This window comes from Rubellimicrobium rubrum, assembly GCF_006152115.1.
In the GTDB taxonomy this organism is placed as follows: Bacteria; Pseudomonadota; Alphaproteobacteria; order Rhodobacterales; family Rhodobacteraceae; genus Rubellimicrobium; species Rubellimicrobium rubrum.
The window spans coordinates 54,719-73,593 of sequence record NZ_VDFU01000006.1 but is presented as its reverse complement, the minus strand read 5'-3'; the positions used below and the strand labels follow the sequence as shown (position 1 = coordinate 73,593).

The window sequence follows — 18,875 nt, the reverse complement described above, 5'->3', positions numbered from 1 at the left end:
CCCTGCCCCCTCCCTTAGTAGTTGAGTTCGGTGATGATCAGTTGGCCCGGATTGCGGCGCGAACCGTCGTAGCTGCCGATCCAGATGTCGTAGAGGCCCTGCTGGGGATTGGCGAAGGTGATGGCCGGGTTCGACCCGCTGCTGTCGTCGTTGTAGTACCAGGTCCCGTCGGGCGCGTTCACAAGCAGCACCGCATCCGCGCTGGCTTGGACGGCGATGGTCATCTTTGCCGACGCTCCGTTCCAATAGAGATCGAAGTCTGGGCGCGCCGTCACGAAACCGGCCCAACCCGACCCGCCGCATCCCTGGATGCTGGTCGTCCCACCCGCCGTGATGTTGCGGACATAAGGGTCCGGAGCGAAACCAGCCTGTAGGTCGATCTGCCCGAAATGCGGCGCGCCTTCCCAGTCGGGGCATGCGAACGCCGGGGCGGCCACCACGAACAGAGCCGCGGCGGCAGTCATCAAATTGGTCATCTCAATCTCCTGAAACCCGGCGACGTTCCCTTACGTCGTCGAATGGCGGATCCTTGCGGCGCTGCCGCTTGATCCGTCAACGATTCGAACGCCTTGGTCAGGAAAACCAGACCCTGCGGCCATCCTGTGGCGGCATTGCGGCGGCAGCGGCGCGGACCTACCCTAGAGACGCCGCAAGAGGAGACCCAGCCATGAACGAGACCACCCGCATCGTCGTGTCCTCGGGCCATGGCCCCGGCCTATCCTCCTTCGACTGGGCCGACCCCCTCCGCCTGGAAGACCAGTTGACCGAGGATGAGCGGATGCTGCGGGACGCTGCCCGCCAGTTCGCCGAAGCGCGCCTCTCTCCCCGGGTCCAGCAGGCCTACCACGAGGAAACCGCCGATCCGGCCATCTTTGCCGAAATGGGAGAAGCCGGGCTGCTCGGCATCACCATCCCCGAGGAGCATGGAGGCTTGGGCGCGGGATACGTGTCCTACGGTCTGGTGGCGAGGGAGGTGGAGCGCGTCGACTCGGGCTATCGCTCCATGATGTCGGTTCAGTCGTCGCTGGTCATGTACCCCATCCACGCCTACGGATCGGATGCACAAAGGGCCAGGTACCTGCCCCCGCTGGCATCGGGCCGGGCGATCGGCTGCTTTGGCCTGACCGAGCCCGACGCCGGCAGCGATCCGGGCGGGATGCGCACAACGGCGCGCAGGACGGCGGGTGGATACCTGCTCAATGGCACCAAGACCTGGATCAGCAACGCGCCTTTGGCCGATGTCTTCGTCGTGTGGGCCAAGTCGGAAGCTCATGACGGGAAGATCCGGGGCTTCGTGCTGGACAAGGGCACCAAGGGACTGTCCGCGCCCAAGATCGGCGGGAAGCTGTCGTTGCGAGCGTCCGTCACGGGACAGATCGTGATGGAGGACGTCGAAGTGTCCGAGGACGCCCTCCTTCCGGGGGTCGAAGGGCTCAAGGGTCCCTTCGGCTGCCTCAACCGCGCCCGCTATGGCATCAGTTGGGGCGTGATGGGCGCGGCCGAGGCTTGCTGGCACACCGCGCTCCAGTACGGGCTCGACCGCAAGCAGTTTGGCAAGCCCCTCGCCGGAACGCAGCTCTACCAGAAAAAGCTGGCCGACATGCAGACCGAGATCGCCCTAGGCCTTCAGGGCGCCCTGGCCCTTGGTCGCCTCATGGAGGCGGGCCACGCCTCGCCCGAGGCGATCTCGCTCATGAAGCGCAATAACTGCGGCAAGGCGCTCGACGTGGCCCGCGCTGCACGGGACATGTTGGGGGGCAACGGCATTTCCGACGCCTTTCCGGTGATGCGCCACATGATCAACCTTGAAACGGTCAATACCTACGAGGGGACGCATGACGTGCACGCGCTCATCCTGGGACGGGCACAGACCGGGTTGCAGGCCTTCCAGTAGGGTGAACAGCGACCACGCGTGAGATCCACGTGCGGTTTCTGCACCGCGCGTAGCAGCTTGGGCGGGGCTGCGCCGTTCTGGCGGGTCGGACGACAGACTGGCCTAGAGCGACCTGACCGTGCTAGCAGCCCCCATGCCCAATCGATCCTCGACCCGCATCACCCTTCGACGTCCCGACGACTGGCACCTGCACCTCAGGGACGGGGCCATGCTTCGTGCCGTGGCTCCTCATTCAGCCCGGGATTTCGGGCGCGCGATCGTTATGCCAAACCTCGTGCCGCCGGTGGTGACGTCCGAAGAGGCCGCTCAGTACCGGGACCGCATCAGGTCCGCCCTGCCCGCCGGGTCGCGGTTCGAGCCGCTGATGACCCTCTATCTGACCGAGGCCACCGAGCCCAGCGATGTGGCGCGCGCCTACATGAGCGGCGTGGCGCAGGCCGTGAAGCTTTATCCCGCCGGTGCAACCACAAACTCGCACGCGGGGGTTCGCGATCTGGAAAAGGTCCGGCCGGTTCTCGAACGGATGGCCGAGATCGGGATGCCGCTTTGCGTCCATGGCGAGGTGACCGATCCCGAGGTGGACATCTTCGACCGCGAGGCCGTGTTCATCGACCGGGTTCTCAGACCCCTGCGCCGCCGCATTCCCGACCTCCGCATCGTCCTTGAGCATGTGACCACGCAGGACGGCGTCGATTTCGTGCGCGACGCTCCCCGAAACTTGGCCGCCACAATCACCACGCATCATCTGGTCATCAACCGCAACGCCATCCTCGCGGGTGGCATCCGTCCGCATTACTACTGCCTGCCTGTAGCTAAGCGCGAATCCCACCGTATCGCCCTGGTGCAGGCGGCCGTGTCGGGGGACGAGCGTTTCTTCCTGGGCACGGATTCGGCTCCGCATCTGGACAGCGCCAAGTTGCAGCCCTGCGGGTGCGCCGGAGTTTTCTCTGCGCCGGTGACGCTTCCCATCCTGGCCGAGGTCTTTGCGGCTGCCGGGGCGTTGAGCCAGCTTGAAGCCTTCGCGAGCCTGAATGGACCGGCCTTCTATGGCTTGGCCCCGAACGAGGAGCGTGTGACCCTTGTCAAGGGAGAGGTTTGGTCCCCGCCAGCGTCCATCGTGACCGACGAAGGGCCCGTCACCGTCTTCGACCCGGGTTTCCCTCTCCACTGGCGTGTCGAGGAGGCGTCATGATCCCCACGAGTTTTCCTGCCAAGGACGAGATCGCCCGCCTTTCAGCCTCCATGCTAATCGAGGCCAAAGCCGTCCACTTCAACGCGCGAGAGCCCTTTACCCACGCGTCCGGGCGCAAGGCTCCGACCTACATCGACTGCCGCCGACTGATCTCCTTCCCGCGCATCCGCTCCGCTCTCATGGATTTCCTGTGCGTGACCGTCATGCGCGAGGCGGGGCTCGAAGCCTTCGACAACATCGCTGGCGGCGAGACGGCGGGCATCCCGTTCGCCGCCCTGGTCGCCGACCGAATGGCGTTGCCGATGACTTATGTGCGCAAGAAGCCCAAGGGCTACGGCCGCAACGCCCGGATCGAAGGGGTGATGACCGAAGGCCAGCGGGTTCTTCTGGTCGAGGACCTCGCCACTGATGGCGGCTCCAAGTTGTCCTTCGTGCAAGCCATCCGCGACACGGGCGCACGATGCAACCACACGGCCGTCATCTTCGCCTATGGCATCTTCCCGGAGATGCACGAGCGCTTGGGCGCCGAAGGTGTGGCTCTTCACGCACTCTGCACATGGTGGGATGTTCTGGCCGAAGCGCGGCGCCGGGGGGCCTTCGATGAGGAAACCCTAGCGGCGGTAGAGGCTTACCTGCACGATCCCGCAGGCTGGCTGCCCAGCTGAAACCTGTTGTCCACAGGACCATCCACCGTTTTCATGACTCCATCCACGGGAGAATCTGTTCCCCCTCTGGTCGCACTCACGTAAGCTCTAGAAAAACAGAAAGAGAACATGGGGCCCGTGTCATGACCGAGATCGCGCCGTTCCGGCCGCGCCAGCCTGCCGAGTCCTCCCCTGCCCCCGTGCAGGAGGCGATGCCTCACTCCATCGAGGCCGAGCAGCAGATCCTGGGTGCGATCCTTACAAACAACGACATCTTCGACCGGATCTCGGCCATCATCGGGCCCGAGCACTTCTACGATCCGGTCCATGCCCGCATCTATGAGGTCGCAAAGTCCCGCATCCTCAAGAACGCGCTGGCCTCGCCCGTGACGCTCAAGGCGTTCCTCGAGAACGACGAGGGCCTAAAGGAGCTGGGGGGGCCCGCCTACCTTGCCCGTCTGGCCGGAGCGGCGATCTCGGCCTTCGCGGCGAAGGACTATGCCCAGCTGATCTATGACCTCGCCATCCGGCGCGAGCTCATCAAGCTTGGCAAGGACATCGCCGACCGGGCCGCGCAGGTCGAGGTGGAAAGCCCCCCGGATGAACAAATCATCCAGGCCGAATCGGCCCTTTACAAGATGGCCGAGCAGGGCCGGACCGAGTCGGGCTTCCAGAGCTTCCTGCGCGCCGTCACGGACGCTGTGCAGTCCGCCAACGCCGCCTACCAGCGTGACGGACAGCTTTCGGGGATCTCGACCGGTCTGATCGACCTCGACAGGAAGCTGGGCGGCCTGCATCCGTCCGACCTCCTGATCCTCGCCGGTCGCCCTTCGATGGGAAAAACGTCGCTGGCCACCAACATCGCCTTCAACATCGCCAAGGCCTACAAGCGGGGCCGTCGTCCGGACGGGACCGAAGGCACCGTGAACGGCGGCGTCGTGGGCTTCTACTCGCTCGAGATGTCGGCCGAGCAGCTGGCCGCCCGCGTGCTTTCCGAAGCCTCGGAGGTTCCCTCGGAGCAGATCCGCCGTGGCGACATGACCGAGGCCGAGTTCCGGCGCTTCGTCGAGGCCGCCAAGGACCTTGAGGCCTGTCCGCTCTTCATCGACGACACGGCCGCAATCCCGATCAACCAGCTGGCCGCCCGCGCCCGCCGCCTCAAGCGCACGCACGGACTGGATGTGCTGTTCGTGGACTACCTTCAGCTTGTGCGTCCCGCGACCGCCAAGGACAGCCGCGTGAACGAGGTTTCCGAGATCACGCAAGGCCTGAAGGCCATCGCCAAGGAGCTCGATATCCCCGTGATCGCGCTGTCCCAGTTGTCCCGTCAGGTCGAAAACCGGGAAGACAAGCGTCCTCAGCTCTCGGACCTGCGCGAGTCGGGCTCAATCGAACAGGACGCCGATGTCGTGATGTTCGTGTTCCGCGAGGAGTACTACAAGGAACGCGAGAAACCGGGCGAGCATGAGTTGGACAAGATGGCGACGTGGCAGGCCGAGATGGAGCGCCTTCACGGCCGGGCCGAGGTCGTGATCGGAAAGCAGCGGCATGGCCCCATCGGGACGGTGGATCTCAGCTTCGAAGGCCGGTTCACGCGGTTCGGCAACCTTGTGAAGCCATGGCAGGGCGAGGAGCATCAGCACTAGCCCGGTGTCCGACACGTCAGGGTGAGTTCGGGATCCGCGGGCCGCTCCCTCTTGCCGCCTCGCGCGCCTCCTGACAGAAGGGCCCGCATGGGCACAGGACGTCTTTCGATCGATCTTCAAGCCATCGTCGCCAACTGGCGGGCGCTGGCCAATCTTGCGCAGTCTGACGCAGCCCCTGTGGTGAAGGCGGATGCCTACGGCCTGGGCATAGGACCGGTGGCTCGCGCGCTCGCACAGGCTGGCGCGCGAAAGTTCTTCGTGGCCTATGCCGAAGAAGGATTCACACTGCGCCGCGCGTTGGGACCGGGACCGGAAATCATGGTTCTTTCCGGCCACATGGCCGGCGATGCTCGCGCACTGGCCGAATGTCGGCTGACGCCCATGCTGAATTCCGTGGACCAGCTTACCCGCCATCTTGAATCGCTCCCCGATCACCCCTTTGGCGTTCAGCTGGACACGGGCATGAACCGGCTGGGGATGGAGTGGTCGGAATGGGCTGCGGTGGCCGAGATCGCGCTGTCCCAGAACCCCGTTCTGCTGATGAGCCATCTCGCCTGCGCGGACGAGACCGACCATCCCATGAACGCCTATCAACTCGATCTTTTCCATCAGATGACGGACGGCTTGAACGTCCCCCGATCCTTGGCTGCGACCGGAGGCATCCTGCTTGGAAGCGACTACCGGTTCGACCTCGTGCGACCCGGCATCGGCCTTTATGGCGGTCTCCCCTTCGATCAGGCGCAGCCCGTCGTCACGCTTGACATCCCCGTCATTCAGGTTCGGGACCTTCAGGAGGGTGAGGTAGCCGGATACGGCAATGCATGGCAGGCGCCCCGGCCGTCGCGCCTCGCCACAGTAGCGGCAGGCTACGCCGACGGGCTCCTGAGAAGCCTCAGCCACCGGGTCAATCTGTGGCACGGCGACGTGCCCTGCCCTGCGGTCGGCCGGGTGTCCATGGACCTGATCATCGTGGACATCACGGACCTGTCCGACGACCCCGAGTCCCTTCGCGTGATCGGCCCGAACCAGACGGTCGACCAGCTGGCCGACGCTGCGGGGACGATCGGCTACGAGGTGCTGACCTCCCTTGGCACCCGTTATGCCCGCAGTCATCGCGAATGATCTTGGTGTCACCGCTTGCTCGCCTCGGGCACTGGGCCCTGGGCCTGCTGGCTGGGATCGGCCGTTTCTCGACCTTCACCCTGGACGCCATCAGCCATGGCATTCGTCCACCATTCCACGGGCGTGAGATCGCCTTGGCGTTTCTGCAGATCGGCTGGCTGTCGCTGCCGGTCGTGGGGCTGACGGCGCTCTTCACGGGCGGGGCGCTTGCCCTGCAGATCTATGCGGGCGGAAACAGGTTCGGGGCGGAAGCGGTGGTACCGCAGATCGTCGCCATCGGCATGGTCCGCGAGCTCGGGCCCGTTCTGGTCGGCCTCATGATCGCGGCCCGCGTGACCTCGTCCATTGCCGCAGAGATCGCGACGATGAAGGTGACCGAGCAGATCGACGCGCTGGTCACCCTGTCGACCGATCCGATGAAGTATCTGGTCCTGCCTCGAGTCCTCGCGGGGCTGCTCTGCGTTCCTGCGCTGGTGGCCGTGGGCGACATCATCGGCGTCATGGGTGGCTGGCTGGTGGCGACCGAGCGCCTCGGCTTCGTTTCGGCCCCCTATCTTCGCAACACCATCAACTTTTTGGAGCCGCTCGATATCGTATCTTCTTTGACGAAAGGCGCGGTCTTCGGCTTTCTGGCGACGCTGATGGGTTGCTGGTTCGGCTTGAACTCAGGGCGGGGGGCGATGGGCGTGGGCCGCGCGACCAAGGGCGCCGTCGTTGCAGCGGCCGTGGCGATCCTTGCGGCCAATCTCATCCTTACGGAAGCATTCTTTTCCGCATGATCGAATTGCGTGGCCTCACAAAGTCGTTCGGCGCAAACACGGTCCTGAATGGCATCGACCTCGATGTGAAGCGGGGCGAAAGCTTGGTCGTCATCGGAGGCTCGGGGACTGGAAAATCGGTCCTCCTCAAGTGCATCCTGGGTTTGATCGATCCTGACTCAGGCACCATCCGCATCGACAGCCAGGACGTCACACGCATCCCGCGCCAGGCCTTGCTGTCGCGCTTCGGCATGCTGTTCCAGGGTGGCGCACTCTTCGACTCGCTCCCTGTCTGGCAGAATGTGGCGTTCAGGCAGCTCAAGGGTCGGATGCCTCGCGCGATTGCAAAGGCGCACGCCATCGAGACGCTCGCTCGGGTCGGCCTGCCTGCCAGGACGGCCGACCTGTATCCGGCCGAACTGTCCGGGGGCATGCAGAAGCGGGCAGCGTTGGCCAGGGCCATCGCGGCGCAGCCCGAGGTCATCTTCTTCGACGAACCAACGGCCGGTCTCGACCCCATCATGGCCGGCGTGATCAACGACCTGATCCGCGAAGCTGTGACCGACCTTGGCGCTACGGCGATCACGATCACCCACGATATGACCACTGTCCGTACAGTGGCCGACAGGATCACGCTGCTGCACGGCGGCCTGCTGCGTTGGGTCGGGGCGGTCGCTGACCTTGACCAGAGCGGCGATGCCTATGTCGACCAGTTCATTCATGGTCGTTCCCAGGGACCAATAACGGCGTTGCGGTGAACGTCTGCAGGTCACGCCGGCGAACTGGGCGTAAGATTTTATCCACAGCCGTGTTATAGTCCAGACGACAGGGAACTTACCCTGGATTCGACCATTAGATCGGCAAGAAACCGCCTGGACGGGCCTGGGCGGCAAGTTTGGATGAAGGAGGGCGTCGATGCTGTCCCGCGCCACCATGCAGCAGCTGGTACGAGTTTTTCACGTTGTTTCCTTGTATGTGCTTGGGCTGGCAGCCCTGACCATGGTGGTGACGACACTGCTATCGGCCTTGGGCGTTCTGCCTTGGCTCACGCTTCAGGCCAGCTTCGGCGAGGCGTCCGCGCCCCAGGCCGGCATGATGGCCCAGCTTGGGCTGACGGTGCTGCTCGTCCTGCTGGTCGGGTTCTTTCCGTCCAGCAACCGCGTCCTAGACCTTGAAAAGAGCCATCGGAACTTCCGCATGTCGATGCAGGACGTGGCGAACGCTTACCACGCGGCCCATGTTGCCGATCGCAAGGGCGTGTTCAGCATGTCGGCCGAGTTCGACGCCGTGCGCGAGCGGATCGACTACCTACGCGAACATCCCGACCTGAAGCTTCTGGAAGCCGATATCCTCACCGTCGCTGCGCAAATGTCCAAGCAGTCTCACCGGCTGGCCGAAATTTATAACGATGAGAGGGTGAGCCGGGCCAAGGATTTTCTGACCCAGCGCCAAGCCGAGGTCGAGGAGCAGCAGCAAAGGATCGCCGAAGCCCTCAAGGCCTGTCGCGAGATCATGCGCTGGAGTTCCCAAGTCGAGTTGGAGGAAGCCGTGGTGGCGAGCCAACTGCAGCAACTGGACGAACAACTGCAGGCTGCGCTTCCGGTTCTGGGGTACAGCTTCGGCCAGGCCGAGCCGGCCGGTCTGGTGCAAGGCCCGGGCGTCACCCGCCCGGACAATCTCGTATCCTTGAGCCAGCGCCCCGCTGCCGAGTAATGCCCCCGCTGGTGTGAAGGACCGAAGCTTGCGTTACCCGGTCCAATGGCCCACATCGGGATCATCATGGGACGTGAGCAAGTTTTTTCCTGCACGGTCTGCGGAGCGACGCAGTCCAAGTGGTCGGGCCGGTGCGAGTCCTGCGGGGCTTGGAACACCATCGTCGAGGAGGTTCCTCTCGCGACAGGTCCGGGCAAGCCGCTGAAGCGCGGAAGCACACTCGCCTTGACGGATCTCGCGACCGCCGAGGCCCCGCCCCCTCGTACCGAGGCCGGCGTCGCCGAGCTCGACCGCGTGCTGGGTGGGGGACTTGTGGCTGCCTCGGCCATTCTGGTCGGTGGGGATCCGGGCATCGGCAAGTCGACCCTGCTGCTTCAGGCGGCGGCACGATTCGCCCGAAACGGCCTCAAGGTGATCTATGTCACCGGTGAGGAGTCGGCGGGTCAGGTTCAGATGCGCGCCCAGCGCCTTGGCCTCACGGAAAGTCCGATGAAGCTCGCGGCCCACACCAACCTCCGCGACATTCTGGCAACCCTGGAAGCGGAGCAGCCACAGCTCGCCATCATCGACTCCATCCAGACCATGTGGCTCGACACGGTCGAGTCGGCGCCGGGCTCGGTGTCGCAGGTGCGTGCGGCTGCACACGAGCTCACCTCGTTTGCCAAGCGACGGGGAATCGCCGTCGTTCTTGTGGGCCACGTGACAAAGGAAGGCGCGATCGCCGGGCCGAGGGTGGTGGAACATATGGTAGATACCGTCCTCTACTTCGAGGGCGACCGTGGCCATCAGTTCCGGATCCTGCGCGCGGTGAAAAATCGCTTCGGCCCAGCGGACGAGATCGGCGTGTTCGAGATGACCGGCAAGGGCCTCGTCGAGGTCAAGAATCCCTCGGCTCTGTTCCTCAGCGAACGGGGCACGCCGGCCCCGGGGTCCGTCGTCTTCGCAGGCATCGAGGGAACTCGGCCGATCCTGTGCGAGATTCAGGCGCTCGTTTCCCCGGCTGCGCCCGGCCAGACCCGTCGCAGCGTGGTGGGATGGGATGGCGGGCGCCTTGCCATGATTCTCGCGGTCCTCGACGCGAGGGCGGGCCTCAGCTTCGCGGGGCTGGATGTCTACCTCAACGTGGCCGGTGGCCTCCGCATCACCGAACCCGCAGCCGATCTGGCGGTGGCGATGGCACTGGTCTCGGCGCAGTCCCAACAGGCTTTGGACTCGCAGACGGTCGTTTTCGGGGAGATCAGCCTTTCCGGAGCGCTTCGTCCTGTCTCTCAGACCGAAAACCGGTTGAAGGAGTCGCAGAAACTTGGTTTCTCGACAGCAATCCTGCCGACGCTGGCCAAGCGCGCGGCTGGATCGGGTTTGACCTTGCGTGAGAAACCCGATCTGGCAACTGCCGTGGCCGACCAGCTTGGCCGGACCTGACTCGGGACAGGGGACGTATGGAAGGCTTCACCATCATCGACGGCGTCGTGGCGATCGTGATCGTCGTCTCGGCTCTGCTGGCCTATAGCCGTGGCTTCGTCCGCGAGGCCCTGGCCATAGCAGGCTGGATCGGGGCAACCATCCTGGCCTTCATCTTTGCCGATCAGGCCCAACCGCTCGTCCGGCAGATCCCGATGCTGGGCGACTTCATCGGAGACTCCTGCGAGTTGTCCATCATCGCGGCCTTCGCCGCGGTGTTCGCGGTCGCCCTGATCCTGTTCTCGATCTTCACTCCGCTTTTCTCGGGCGTCATCCAACGTTCGGCCCTGGGAGGACTGGACCAAGGGCTGGGGTTCCTGTTCGGCGTCTTCCGTGGAGTCCTGCTGATCGCGGTCGCCTTCTTCGTCTACGAGACGGTTCTTTCGGCGCAAGCCATTCCCATGGTGGAGGACAGTCGGGCGAGCGCGGTCTTCTCTCGTCTGACCGGCCGAATTGCCGAACAGGACCCCGAGGCCGCGTTGGGCTGGGTCACCCGCCAATATGAACAACTGGTCGGCACCTGCGGTGCATCCGGCGGGGATGCGGCCTGAGAATCAGGCGGAGCCGTCACGTCCACGTGCATCCATGCCGCCGTTTCGTTACGGGTGCGTGACACCCCTCGCCGACATCGCTATCAGAGCGCCAAGCCCCATCGTTTGCCGCCACGGAGCCGGACTCATGGCCGAACAGGTCCACTACGCCCATCCCTTCGACGACGACAAACTTCGGGAGGAGTGTGGCGTCTTCGGCGTGGTCGGCGTGGCCGACGCTGCGAGTTTCGTGGCCTTGGGGCTTCATGCTCTCCAGCATCGCGGGCAGGAAGCCGGCGGCATCGTCACCTACGACCCGGAGGGCGGGTTCCATCAGGCCCGCCGAATGGGTTACGTCCGCGACAACTTCACCTCCCGAGAGGTCATGGACACGCTTCCGGGTGCCATCGGCATCGGGCATGTGCGCTATTCGACGTCGGGTGACAAAGGTCCGGCGGTCATCCGGAACGTCCAGCCATTCTTCGGTGAGTTTGCAATTGGCGGGGCGGCAATCGCGCACAACGGCAATCTGACGAACGCAGTGGCGCTCAAGCGCGAACTCATCGAGCGCGGATCGATCTTCCAGTCCTCGTCCGATACGGAATGCATCATCCACCTGATGGCCCGATCCATGGGGCGCACGCTCGTGGACCGCATGGAGGACGCGCTCCGCAAGGTCGAAGGCGCGTTCTCGGTCGTGGCCATGACGCGGAGCAAGCTCGTTGGATGCCGGGATCCGCTGGGGATCAGGCCCCTGGTTCTCGGGCGCCTGGGGTCGGGCTGGATCCTGGCAAGCGAGACCTGCGCCCTCGACATCGTAGGAGCCGAGTTCCTTCGCGAGGTCGAGCCGGGGGAGATGGTGGTTGTCACCGCAGAGGCTGGGATTGAGAGCCATTTCCCCTTCCGTCCACGGAAGTCCCGCTTCTGCATCTTCGAGCATGTCTATTTCAGCCGCCCCGACTCCCTGATTGGCGGCCGTTCGGTTTATGAGACCCGCGAGGCCATAGGGCGGGAGTTGGCGCGGGAAGCGCCGGTCGAGGCTGACCTTGTCTGCCCGGTGCCCGACTCCGGGACTCCGGCTGCGATTGGCTTCGCCCATGAAAGCGGCATTCCTTTCGGCATGGGGATCATTCGCAACCAGTACATGGGTCGAACTTTCATCGAGCCCACCGAGCAGATCCGCAACATGGGCGTTCGGCTCAAGCTGAATGTGAACCGCGCGCTGATCCGGGGGAAGCGGGTCATCCTGGTGGATGACTCCGTCGTGCGCGGGACGACCAGCCGCAAGATCAAGGAAATGATTCTTGATGCGGGCGCGCGCGAGGTCCACTTTCGGATCGCCTCGCCACCGACCGCATGGCCCTGCTTCTATGGCGTGGACACGCCCAACCGCGAGAAGCTGCTGGCCGCCAACATGTCCGAGGAGGAGATGCGTCTCCATCTCGGCGTCGACTCCCTTCGGTTTATCACCCTCGACGGTCTGTACCGGGCTGTCGGTGAGGTAAATGGACGGAACCCCGCCAGTCCTCGATATTGCGACGCCTGCTTCTCGGGGGAGTACCCCGTTGCCCCGGCCGATATGATGGACCAAGGCTTTGAGATGAAGACGGCCGCCGAATAGAGCGTGTCCTTGTGTTCTATAGGCCGCCGTGCGGCCTTAGGGATGCAAGCTGTTATCCGCCGACAGCTGCGCCATGGAATGGCAGACGTTCGCCTAGCCGCCGCTGGCCAGTCGGCTGCACTTCTATGAACTGGTCGATCATGCCACTGCCCTGTGCTGCAACCGCGGCGCCTCGACCGCGTGATTCAGAGGCAGGATCGAACATGGCAGATACTTGGGACATCGATGATCCTTTACGGCCGCGCTTGCGTCCGACAGGTTCGACCGACGGGCGTCTCCGGCCTGAGGAGAGGCCGGATCGACTGGGCCAAGTGTCGGAGGCGGTCGCCAGCGACGCGACGCATCTGAATGTCCTGCCGCTCGACAGGACTGCGCTCATCGGTCTGTTCGACGGACCCAAGGGCACTGCTGCCCTGCTGCGGCTCGCCGACGGGACCGTGGTCAAGGTCCAGCCGGGAGAGGCTGTGGACGGCGGCCGGGTCACGGCCATCGACCTCCAGGGGCTCCGGATGCAGCGAAACGGCGAGGAAGTGGTGCTGACCCTGCCAAGCTGATCCGGGTCGCTTGCGGGCCGACCCTGAACGGGGCAGAAGGCGCCCACCGTGCCCCGGTCGGGGCTGGCCTTGCTGTTCGGAGACCGCCAGATGCCCACTGCCCTCGTGACCGGAGCCTCGCGCGGGCTGGGATATGCTGTCGCGATGGCGCTGGCACCAACGCACCACGTGGTGGCGGTGGCTCGGACCGTGGGCGGTTTGGAAGAACTCGACGACCGCATCCAGGCCAGTGGCGGTCAGGCCACTCTTGCCCCTATGGATATCACGGTGCCCGAGGCGATGCGCCAGCTCGCGCGGTCGATCTTTGATCGATGGGGGAAGCTGGATCTTTGGATTCATGCAGCCATCCATGCGGGACCGCTTGCCCCGGCGGGCCACCTTGCGACAAAAGACTTCGACAGGTCGATTGCGGTGAACCTGCGGGCCACCGCCGATCTGATCGCGGTTCTAAATCCGCTGCTGAGCCCATCGGGCCATGCGGTCTTCTTTGACGACGCCAGCGCCGGAGAAAAGTTCTTCGGCCATTATGGCTCGACAAAGGCGGGGCAGATCGCATTGGCGCGCTCTTGGCAGGCCGAGGGAGAACGGATCGGGCCGCGCGTGTCGATCTTGGAACCTTGGCCGATGCCGACTGCCACCCGGAGCCGCTTCTTCCCCGGTGAGAACCGGGCCGCGCTGACCAGCCCCCAACAGGAGGCCGCGCGGCTGCTGCCCGCCATCCTGGGCTGAGAGCCCTGCTTGCCCGCCCCTGGCGCCTGCCCTAGGAAGGTCGGGTACAAGCCGGGGGCTTCATGCGCATCCTCATCACGAACGACGACGGGATCAACGCACCCGGCCTCGAGATCCTTCGTGCCATCGCCACGGAGATTGCCGGCGAGGCAGGCGAGGTCTGGACCGTTGCCCCGGCCTTTGAGCAGTCGGGCGTAGGCCATTGCATTAGTTACACCCACCCGACCATGATCGTGCAACTGGACGAGCGTCGGTTTGCTGCCGAGGGATCGCCCGCAGACTGCGTGCTGGCCGGTCTTTACGACGTCATGGTGCATGCCCGACCGGATCTGGTCCTGTCCGGGGTGAACCGCGGCAACAACGCCGGTGAGAATGCCATGTATTCCGGCACCCTCGGCGGCGCGATGGAGGCTGCGCTTCAGGGCCTGCCTGCGATCGCCCTGTCCCAGTTCATGGGGCCGCGAACGGCAATGCTGGACGATCCCTTCGACTGCGCTGCCCGTCATGGCACTCGGGTCGTGAGGACGCTGTTGGAGAAGGCCATTTGGGACGACGGACCATACCGCTTGTTCTACAACGTCAACTTCCCTCCTATGTCCGGTCGCGATTGTGGGGGTCTCGCCGTTACGCGCCAAGGCTTCCGACGCAAAGCACGACACGGCGTAGAGCCGCACGTCTCGCCTTCGGGTCGCCGCTTCCTTTGGGTCCGAGGCGGTGCGCAGGACGAGCGGACTGGCCCAGGAACCGATGTCGAGGCAAATCTGGACGGGCTGATCTCGGTGCAGCCGTGCCGGGCGGACTTGACCGCGCATGACGCGATCGACGCCGTGACGCGGGCCCTGGCGGGCGAATGAACAGCGACGCCGAGCAGCGGATGCAGTTCGTCTATGCGATCCGAAGCGCCGGCGTGACTGACCCGCGCGTGCTGACGGCGATGGAGAAGATCGACCGCTCGCAATTCCTTCGTGGCATCTTCGCCGAGCGAGCGCACGAGGACGTGCCCCTACCTATCCCGTGCGGCCAAACGATCAGTCAGCCCTCGGTAGTAGGGCTGATGACGCAGGCGCTGGATGTCACGCCACGCGACAAGGTGCTCGAGGTCGGCACCGGGTCTGGCTACCAGGCCGCGATCCTGAGCCAGCTCGCGCGGCGCGTCTACACGGTGGACCGTTTCCGCAGCCTCGTCCTGCAGGCACGCGACGTCTTCGAGGGCATGGGATTGCACAACATCACCACGCTCGTCGCCGACGGGAGCCACGGCCTGCCCGAGCAGGCGCCCTTCGACCGTATCCTGGTCACCGCAGCCGCGGAGGACCCGCCCGGCCCCCTCTTGGCCCAGTTGCGTATCGGTGGCATCATGGTTTTGCCGGTCGGGCAATCGGACACAGTTCAAAGCCTGATCCGCGTGACCCGTACCAGTGAAAAGGGTTTCGATTACGACGAATTGCGCCCCGTCCGCTTCGTTCCCCTGCTTGGGGGCATTGGGCAGGAATGAGGCGCCAACGGACCGGCAACAGGTCCAGAGCGGGCGAATGAGGGCAGGAACGATGTTGAACCAACTGATGAGCGTCCGACGCGCGGCTTGCGCCGCCTTGGCCTTGGGCGCGCTTTCCGCATGCCAGCAGCCGCTGGACATGGACCTCCGAGAGCTGGGGGACGGCTTTTCGACCACGGACGCGGCGCTCTCGGCCGTGGAGCGGCCGACGCCCGACGATCGAGGGGTCATCTCGTATCCGACGTATCAGGTTGCGGTAGCGCGACAGGGCGACACCGTTGGCACGTTGGCGGGACGGCTCGGGATCGATGCACGGACCCTGGCCTCGTACAATGGCCTCGCGCCCGACGCGGCGCTTCGCGCCGACGAGGTGGTTGCGCTCCCCAACCGTGTCGCAGAACCGGCCACGGCACTGGCCGCAGCCCCGGCAACCGACCTTATCGGCGCCGCGTCTGCTGCCATAAACCGCGCAGGTCCCGTGACCACCACGGCCCTGGCGCCGAGCGCACCCGCGGCGGCGTCCCCTGCCGCTTCCGCCATCCCGAGCGGAGCGGAGCCCATCCGGCATCAGGTTGTTCGGGGCGAGACGGCTTATTCAGTGGCGCGGCTATACAACGTGCCGGTCCGGACCATCGCAGAGTGGAACGGCCTTGGTGCGGACCTGACCGTGCGGGAAGGGCAGTTCCTCTTGGTTCCATCTCCCGGCACAAGCACGTCGGCGGCGGCTCCGCTCACCACACCCGGCCAGGGGAGCCGGACGCCGATTCCGCCCAGCGCCGCCGCACCCCTTCCCGATGAGCAACCCGTTCCGACGTCCCAAGCACAGCCCGAGATCGAGGCAGCGCCCCAGGATCTTGGAGCGGAGCAGACGCAGACCAGCGACGCACAGCTCGCCATGCCAGTGTCGGGATCCATCATCCGGGCCTACGCGCCGGGGCGGAATGAAGGAATTGACATAGGGGCCCCCGCAGGGACCGAGGTACGCGCTGCCGATGCAGGCACCGTCGCGGCCATCACGACGAATACCGACGGCATCCAGATCGTCGTGGTGAAGCATGCAAACGACCTGCTCACCGTTTACACGCACCTCGAGAACCTCAAGGTAGCCAAGGATGATCGCGTTTCGCGCGGGCAGGCCCTAGGTCAGGTCAAGGCCGGTGACCCGTCGTTCCTGCACTTCGAAGTGCGGCGAGGCATGGCAAGCCAGGACCCCACAGCGTTCCTGCCTTGATCCAACTTGGGGCCGCGTGCTGCGCGGCCCCGACCTCCACCGTTCAGGCGAGCTTCGCTCCGCGCCGTCCAGCCAGGTCGATGACATACTGCCACGCGACCCGCCCTGAGCGGGAGCCGCGCGTGGCCTGCCATTCGATTGCTTCGGCCCACAGCGTCTGATCGTCGATGTCGATCCGGAAGGCATCGCAGTAGCCGCGGATCATGGCCAGGTACTCGTCCTGCGAGCAGGGATGGAAGCCCAGCCAAAGCCCGAAGCGGTCGGACAAGGAGACCTTTTCTTCCACCGCTTCGGACGGGCTGATCGCGCTTGACCGTTCGTTCTCGATCATATCGCGCGGCATGAGGTGCCGCCGGTTCGACGTGGCATACAGCACGACGTTGTCCGGTCGCCCCTCGATGCCGCCGTCAAGCACAGCTTTGAGCGACTTGTAGTGGGCATCGTCATGGCTGAACGACAGGTCATCGCAGAACAGGATGAACCGCCCTGGTGCGCCCCTGAGAAGCGCGAGACACCGGCCGATCGAAGGCAGATCCTCACGGCTGACCTCGACGATCTTGAGCGAGGGTTCCTCTTGATGGACGGCAGCATGGACGGCCTTCACCAGGCTCGACTTTCCCATCCCGCGCGCACCCCAAAGAAGCGCGTTGTTGGCCGGGAACCCTTTGGCAAAAGCGCGGGTGTTCGCGACCAGCGTCTCCCTGGAGCGGTCCACACCGACCAGCAGGCTTAGGTCCACCCGGCTCACCTGCTCCACGGGGGTGAGCCGGTCGGGGTCCGGATGCCAGGCAAAAGCCGTGCCCCGGAAATCGGGCGCCAGTCCCACCGGAGGAGCGAGGCGCTCCAGCGCCTCGGCGATGCGACGGAGCGGATCAGCCGGAAGACCCTCCAGCATCACGCCTTGGTCTCCGTGTCCTCGTCGCCGTAGAGCGACTCGTTGGCGCCCAGCAGACCATCGGCCCGCATCTGAGCCTCAACCTTCCTCTCGTGGCGACGCACGAGCCAGATCGAGATCTCGTAGAGCGGGTACACGACCGCGAACAGGATCACCTGCGATGTGACATCCGGGCCCGGCGTGGCGATAGCCGCCAGGATCAGAATGCCGACCAGCGCGTATTTCCGTACAGAGGCCAGCCCGGCAGAGCTCACGATGCCGACGCGGCCCATCAGGGTCAGCAGGACCGGAAGCTGGAAGCAGAGGCCGAATGAGACGACGAACGCCATCGTCAGCGACAGGTAGGCCTTGGCCGAGCCCTGGAATACCATGGACGCCGCCCCTTCCAGGGTCGGGGCTTGACCCTCAAGGATGCCGCCGGTCTGGAAGCTCAGAAAGAAGCTGAACGCCATCGGGGTGATGACGTAATAAGCGAACGCACCGCCCAGGATGAACATGATGGGCGAGGCCAGCAGGAACGGCAGGAACGCCCGCTTCTCGTTCTTGTAAAGGCCCGGCGCCACGAACCGCCAAAGCTGGTAGCTGATCACCGGAAAGGCCAGCACCAGCCCACCAACCATGGAGATGGACAGGGCCAGGAAGAACCCTTCCTGCACGCTGAGGAAGACGAGCTGGCACGCCTGCCCTTCCGCGTTCAGGGCGGTGCAGAGAGGAACCGACAGGAAGTCGTAGATCGGCCGCCACAAGGGAAAGCAGACCAGCATCGCAACCACGAAGGCCAGAAGAGACCAGATGATGCGGGTCCGCAGCTCGGCCAGATGCTCGATCAACGGAGCCGCGGAGGCATCGACCTCTTCCAGGGTGTCGGTCTTGTATACAGGTTTCGTGGTCATGAGGTCCGGTCCGGGGGCATGTGGTCAGACGGCGAGGCGGCCGCATGCTGCTCAGCGGCCCTGACCTCGCCTTGGCTCGCATCGCGAGCGGCAACCCACTGCGCTGCATCCTGCTGGAGGCTGGCCCGCTCCTCGGTGCGCTGGGCAGCCAAGGTATCGGTGGCCCCGCCCGGCTTGATAGGCGCACCGGGGTTCAGTGGCGTCGCGACGCCAGTGGGTTTACCGGCCGTGGTGCGCGGACCCATCGTTGCCTGCCGAAGCGTATCGGTGCCGAACTGCACGGGACGCGTTGCCGCGTTGATCGTGCGGTTGATCTCCTTGACCCCCGCCTCGTCGGCCGCCGCTTCCATGGCACGGGTGAACTCGCGCGCCATCCCACGGGCCTTGCCGACGGCCTGACCCACGGATCGAAACAGAGTGGGGAGCTCCTTTGGCCCCACCACGATCAGCGCGACGACGCCAACAAGCATCATCTCGCTCCAGCCGAGGTCAAACAT

General features: G+C 65.0%; 20 protein-coding genes. 16 read left to right on the top strand and 4 right to left on the bottom strand.

Annotation, left to right across the window (positions count from 1 at the left end; all coding sequences use genetic code 11):
- Positions 1–14: 14 nt before the first annotated feature.
- The gene (locus FHG66_RS07200; protein WP_139076077.1) at positions 15–476 is read right to left on the bottom strand and encodes a peptidase S1; all 462 of its coding nucleotides are present in this window, start codon (positions 474–476) and stop codon (positions 15–17) included.
- A gap of 191 nt (positions 477–667) precedes the next feature.
- On the opposite strand from FHG66_RS07200, the gene FHG66_RS07195 reads away from it, so the two are divergent.
- From FHG66_RS07195 to FHG66_RS07120, 16 genes are all read left to right on the top strand, one after another.
- Entirely contained in the window at positions 668–1,894 is a 1,227-nt protein-coding gene (locus FHG66_RS07195; RefSeq protein ID WP_139076076.1) for an acyl-CoA dehydrogenase, read from the top strand.
- Positions 1,895–2,027: 133 nt separating this feature from the next.
- Entirely contained in the window at positions 2,028–3,086 is a 1,059-nt protein-coding gene (gene pyrC / locus FHG66_RS07190; RefSeq protein ID WP_139076075.1) for a dihydroorotase, read from the top strand.
- Positions 3,083–3,751, top strand: coding sequence for an orotate phosphoribosyltransferase (locus FHG66_RS07185; protein WP_139076074.1), 669 nt, complete (start codon positions 3,083–3,085; stop codon positions 3,749–3,751). The genes pyrC and FHG66_RS07185 overlap by 4 nt, the downstream gene beginning before the upstream one ends.
- Before the next feature lie 122 nt (positions 3,752–3,873).
- On the top strand, positions 3,874–5,376 hold the full coding sequence (locus tag FHG66_RS07180) for a replicative DNA helicase (protein ID WP_139076073.1): 1,503 nt from the start codon (positions 3,874–3,876) through the stop codon (positions 5,374–5,376).
- Positions 5,377–5,463: 87 nt separating this feature from the next.
- Entirely contained in the window at positions 5,464–6,498 is a 1,035-nt protein-coding gene (alr, locus tag FHG66_RS07175; RefSeq protein WP_139076072.1) for an alanine racemase, read from the top strand.
- Positions 6,495–7,277 (top strand): MlaE family ABC transporter permease, encoded by a 783-nt coding sequence (locus tag FHG66_RS07170; RefSeq protein WP_139076071.1) that lies wholly within the window; start codon positions 6,495–6,497, stop codon positions 7,275–7,277. The genes alr and FHG66_RS07170 overlap by 4 nt, the downstream gene beginning before the upstream one ends.
- Entirely contained in the window at positions 7,274–8,014 is a 741-nt protein-coding gene (locus tag FHG66_RS07165; protein WP_139076070.1) for an ABC transporter ATP-binding protein, read from the top strand. The genes FHG66_RS07170 and FHG66_RS07165 overlap by 4 nt, the downstream gene beginning before the upstream one ends.
- A gap of 157 nt (positions 8,015–8,171) precedes the next feature.
- Positions 8,172–8,969 carry a DNA repair protein gene (locus FHG66_RS07160; protein ID WP_176556156.1) on the top strand — a complete coding sequence of 266 codons (798 nt, stop codon included), beginning with the start codon at positions 8,172–8,174 and terminating at the stop codon, positions 8,967–8,969.
- 66 nt (positions 8,970–9,035) lie between these two features.
- Positions 9,036–10,391 carry a DNA repair protein RadA gene (gene radA / locus FHG66_RS07155; RefSeq protein ID WP_139076069.1) on the top strand — a complete coding sequence of 452 codons (1,356 nt, stop codon included), beginning with the start codon at positions 9,036–9,038 and terminating at the stop codon, positions 10,389–10,391.
- 17 nt (positions 10,392–10,408) lie between these two features.
- Entirely contained in the window at positions 10,409–10,981 is a 573-nt protein-coding gene (locus FHG66_RS07150) for a CvpA family protein (protein ID WP_139076068.1), read from the top strand.
- Between the two features lie 127 nt (positions 10,982–11,108).
- On the top strand, positions 11,109–12,581 hold the full coding sequence (purF, locus tag FHG66_RS07145) for an amidophosphoribosyltransferase (protein ID WP_139076067.1): 1,473 nt from the start codon (positions 11,109–11,111) through the stop codon (positions 12,579–12,581).
- A 203-nt stretch (positions 12,582–12,784) separates the two neighbouring features.
- The gene (locus tag FHG66_RS07140; RefSeq protein ID WP_139076066.1) at positions 12,785–13,135 is read left to right on the top strand and encodes a pilus assembly protein PilP; all 351 of its coding nucleotides are present in this window, start codon (positions 12,785–12,787) and stop codon (positions 13,133–13,135) included.
- Positions 13,136–13,225: 90 nt separating this feature from the next.
- Entirely contained in the window at positions 13,226–13,864 is a 639-nt protein-coding gene (locus tag FHG66_RS07135; RefSeq protein ID WP_139076065.1) for an SDR family NAD(P)-dependent oxidoreductase, read from the top strand.
- 62 nt (positions 13,865–13,926) lie between these two features.
- Positions 13,927–14,718 carry a 5'/3'-nucleotidase SurE gene (surE, locus tag FHG66_RS07130; protein WP_139076064.1) on the top strand — a complete coding sequence of 264 codons (792 nt, stop codon included), beginning with the start codon at positions 13,927–13,929 and terminating at the stop codon, positions 14,716–14,718.
- Positions 14,715–15,359 (top strand): protein-L-isoaspartate(D-aspartate) O-methyltransferase, encoded by a 645-nt coding sequence (locus FHG66_RS07125; RefSeq protein WP_139076063.1) that lies wholly within the window; start codon positions 14,715–14,717, stop codon positions 15,357–15,359. Before surE ends, FHG66_RS07125 begins: the two co-directional genes overlap by 4 nt.
- Positions 15,360–15,426: 67 nt before the next feature.
- Positions 15,427–16,590 carry a peptidoglycan DD-metalloendopeptidase family protein gene (locus FHG66_RS07120; protein ID WP_246082499.1) on the top strand — a complete coding sequence of 388 codons (1,164 nt, stop codon included), beginning with the start codon at positions 15,427–15,429 and terminating at the stop codon, positions 16,588–16,590.
- Between the two features lie 43 nt (positions 16,591–16,633).
- Here FHG66_RS07120 and FHG66_RS07115 read toward each other — a convergent pair whose 3' ends face one another.
- The 3 genes from FHG66_RS07115 to tatB are packed head-to-tail and all read right to left on the bottom strand — an operon-like array spanning position 16,634 to position 18,875.
- Entirely contained in the window at positions 16,634–17,485 is an 852-nt protein-coding gene (locus FHG66_RS07115) for an ATP-binding protein (RefSeq protein ID WP_139076061.1), read from the bottom strand.
- Complete coding sequence (gene tatC, locus FHG66_RS07110; RefSeq protein ID WP_139076060.1) at positions 17,485–18,378, bottom strand: twin-arginine translocase subunit TatC; 894 nt, start codon at positions 18,376–18,378, stop codon at positions 17,485–17,487. Before tatC ends, FHG66_RS07115 begins: the two co-directional genes overlap by 1 nt.
- Complete coding sequence (gene tatB, locus FHG66_RS07105; protein WP_139076059.1) at positions 18,375–18,875, bottom strand: Sec-independent protein translocase protein TatB; 501 nt, start codon at positions 18,873–18,875, stop codon at positions 18,375–18,377. Before tatB ends, tatC begins: the two co-directional genes overlap by 4 nt.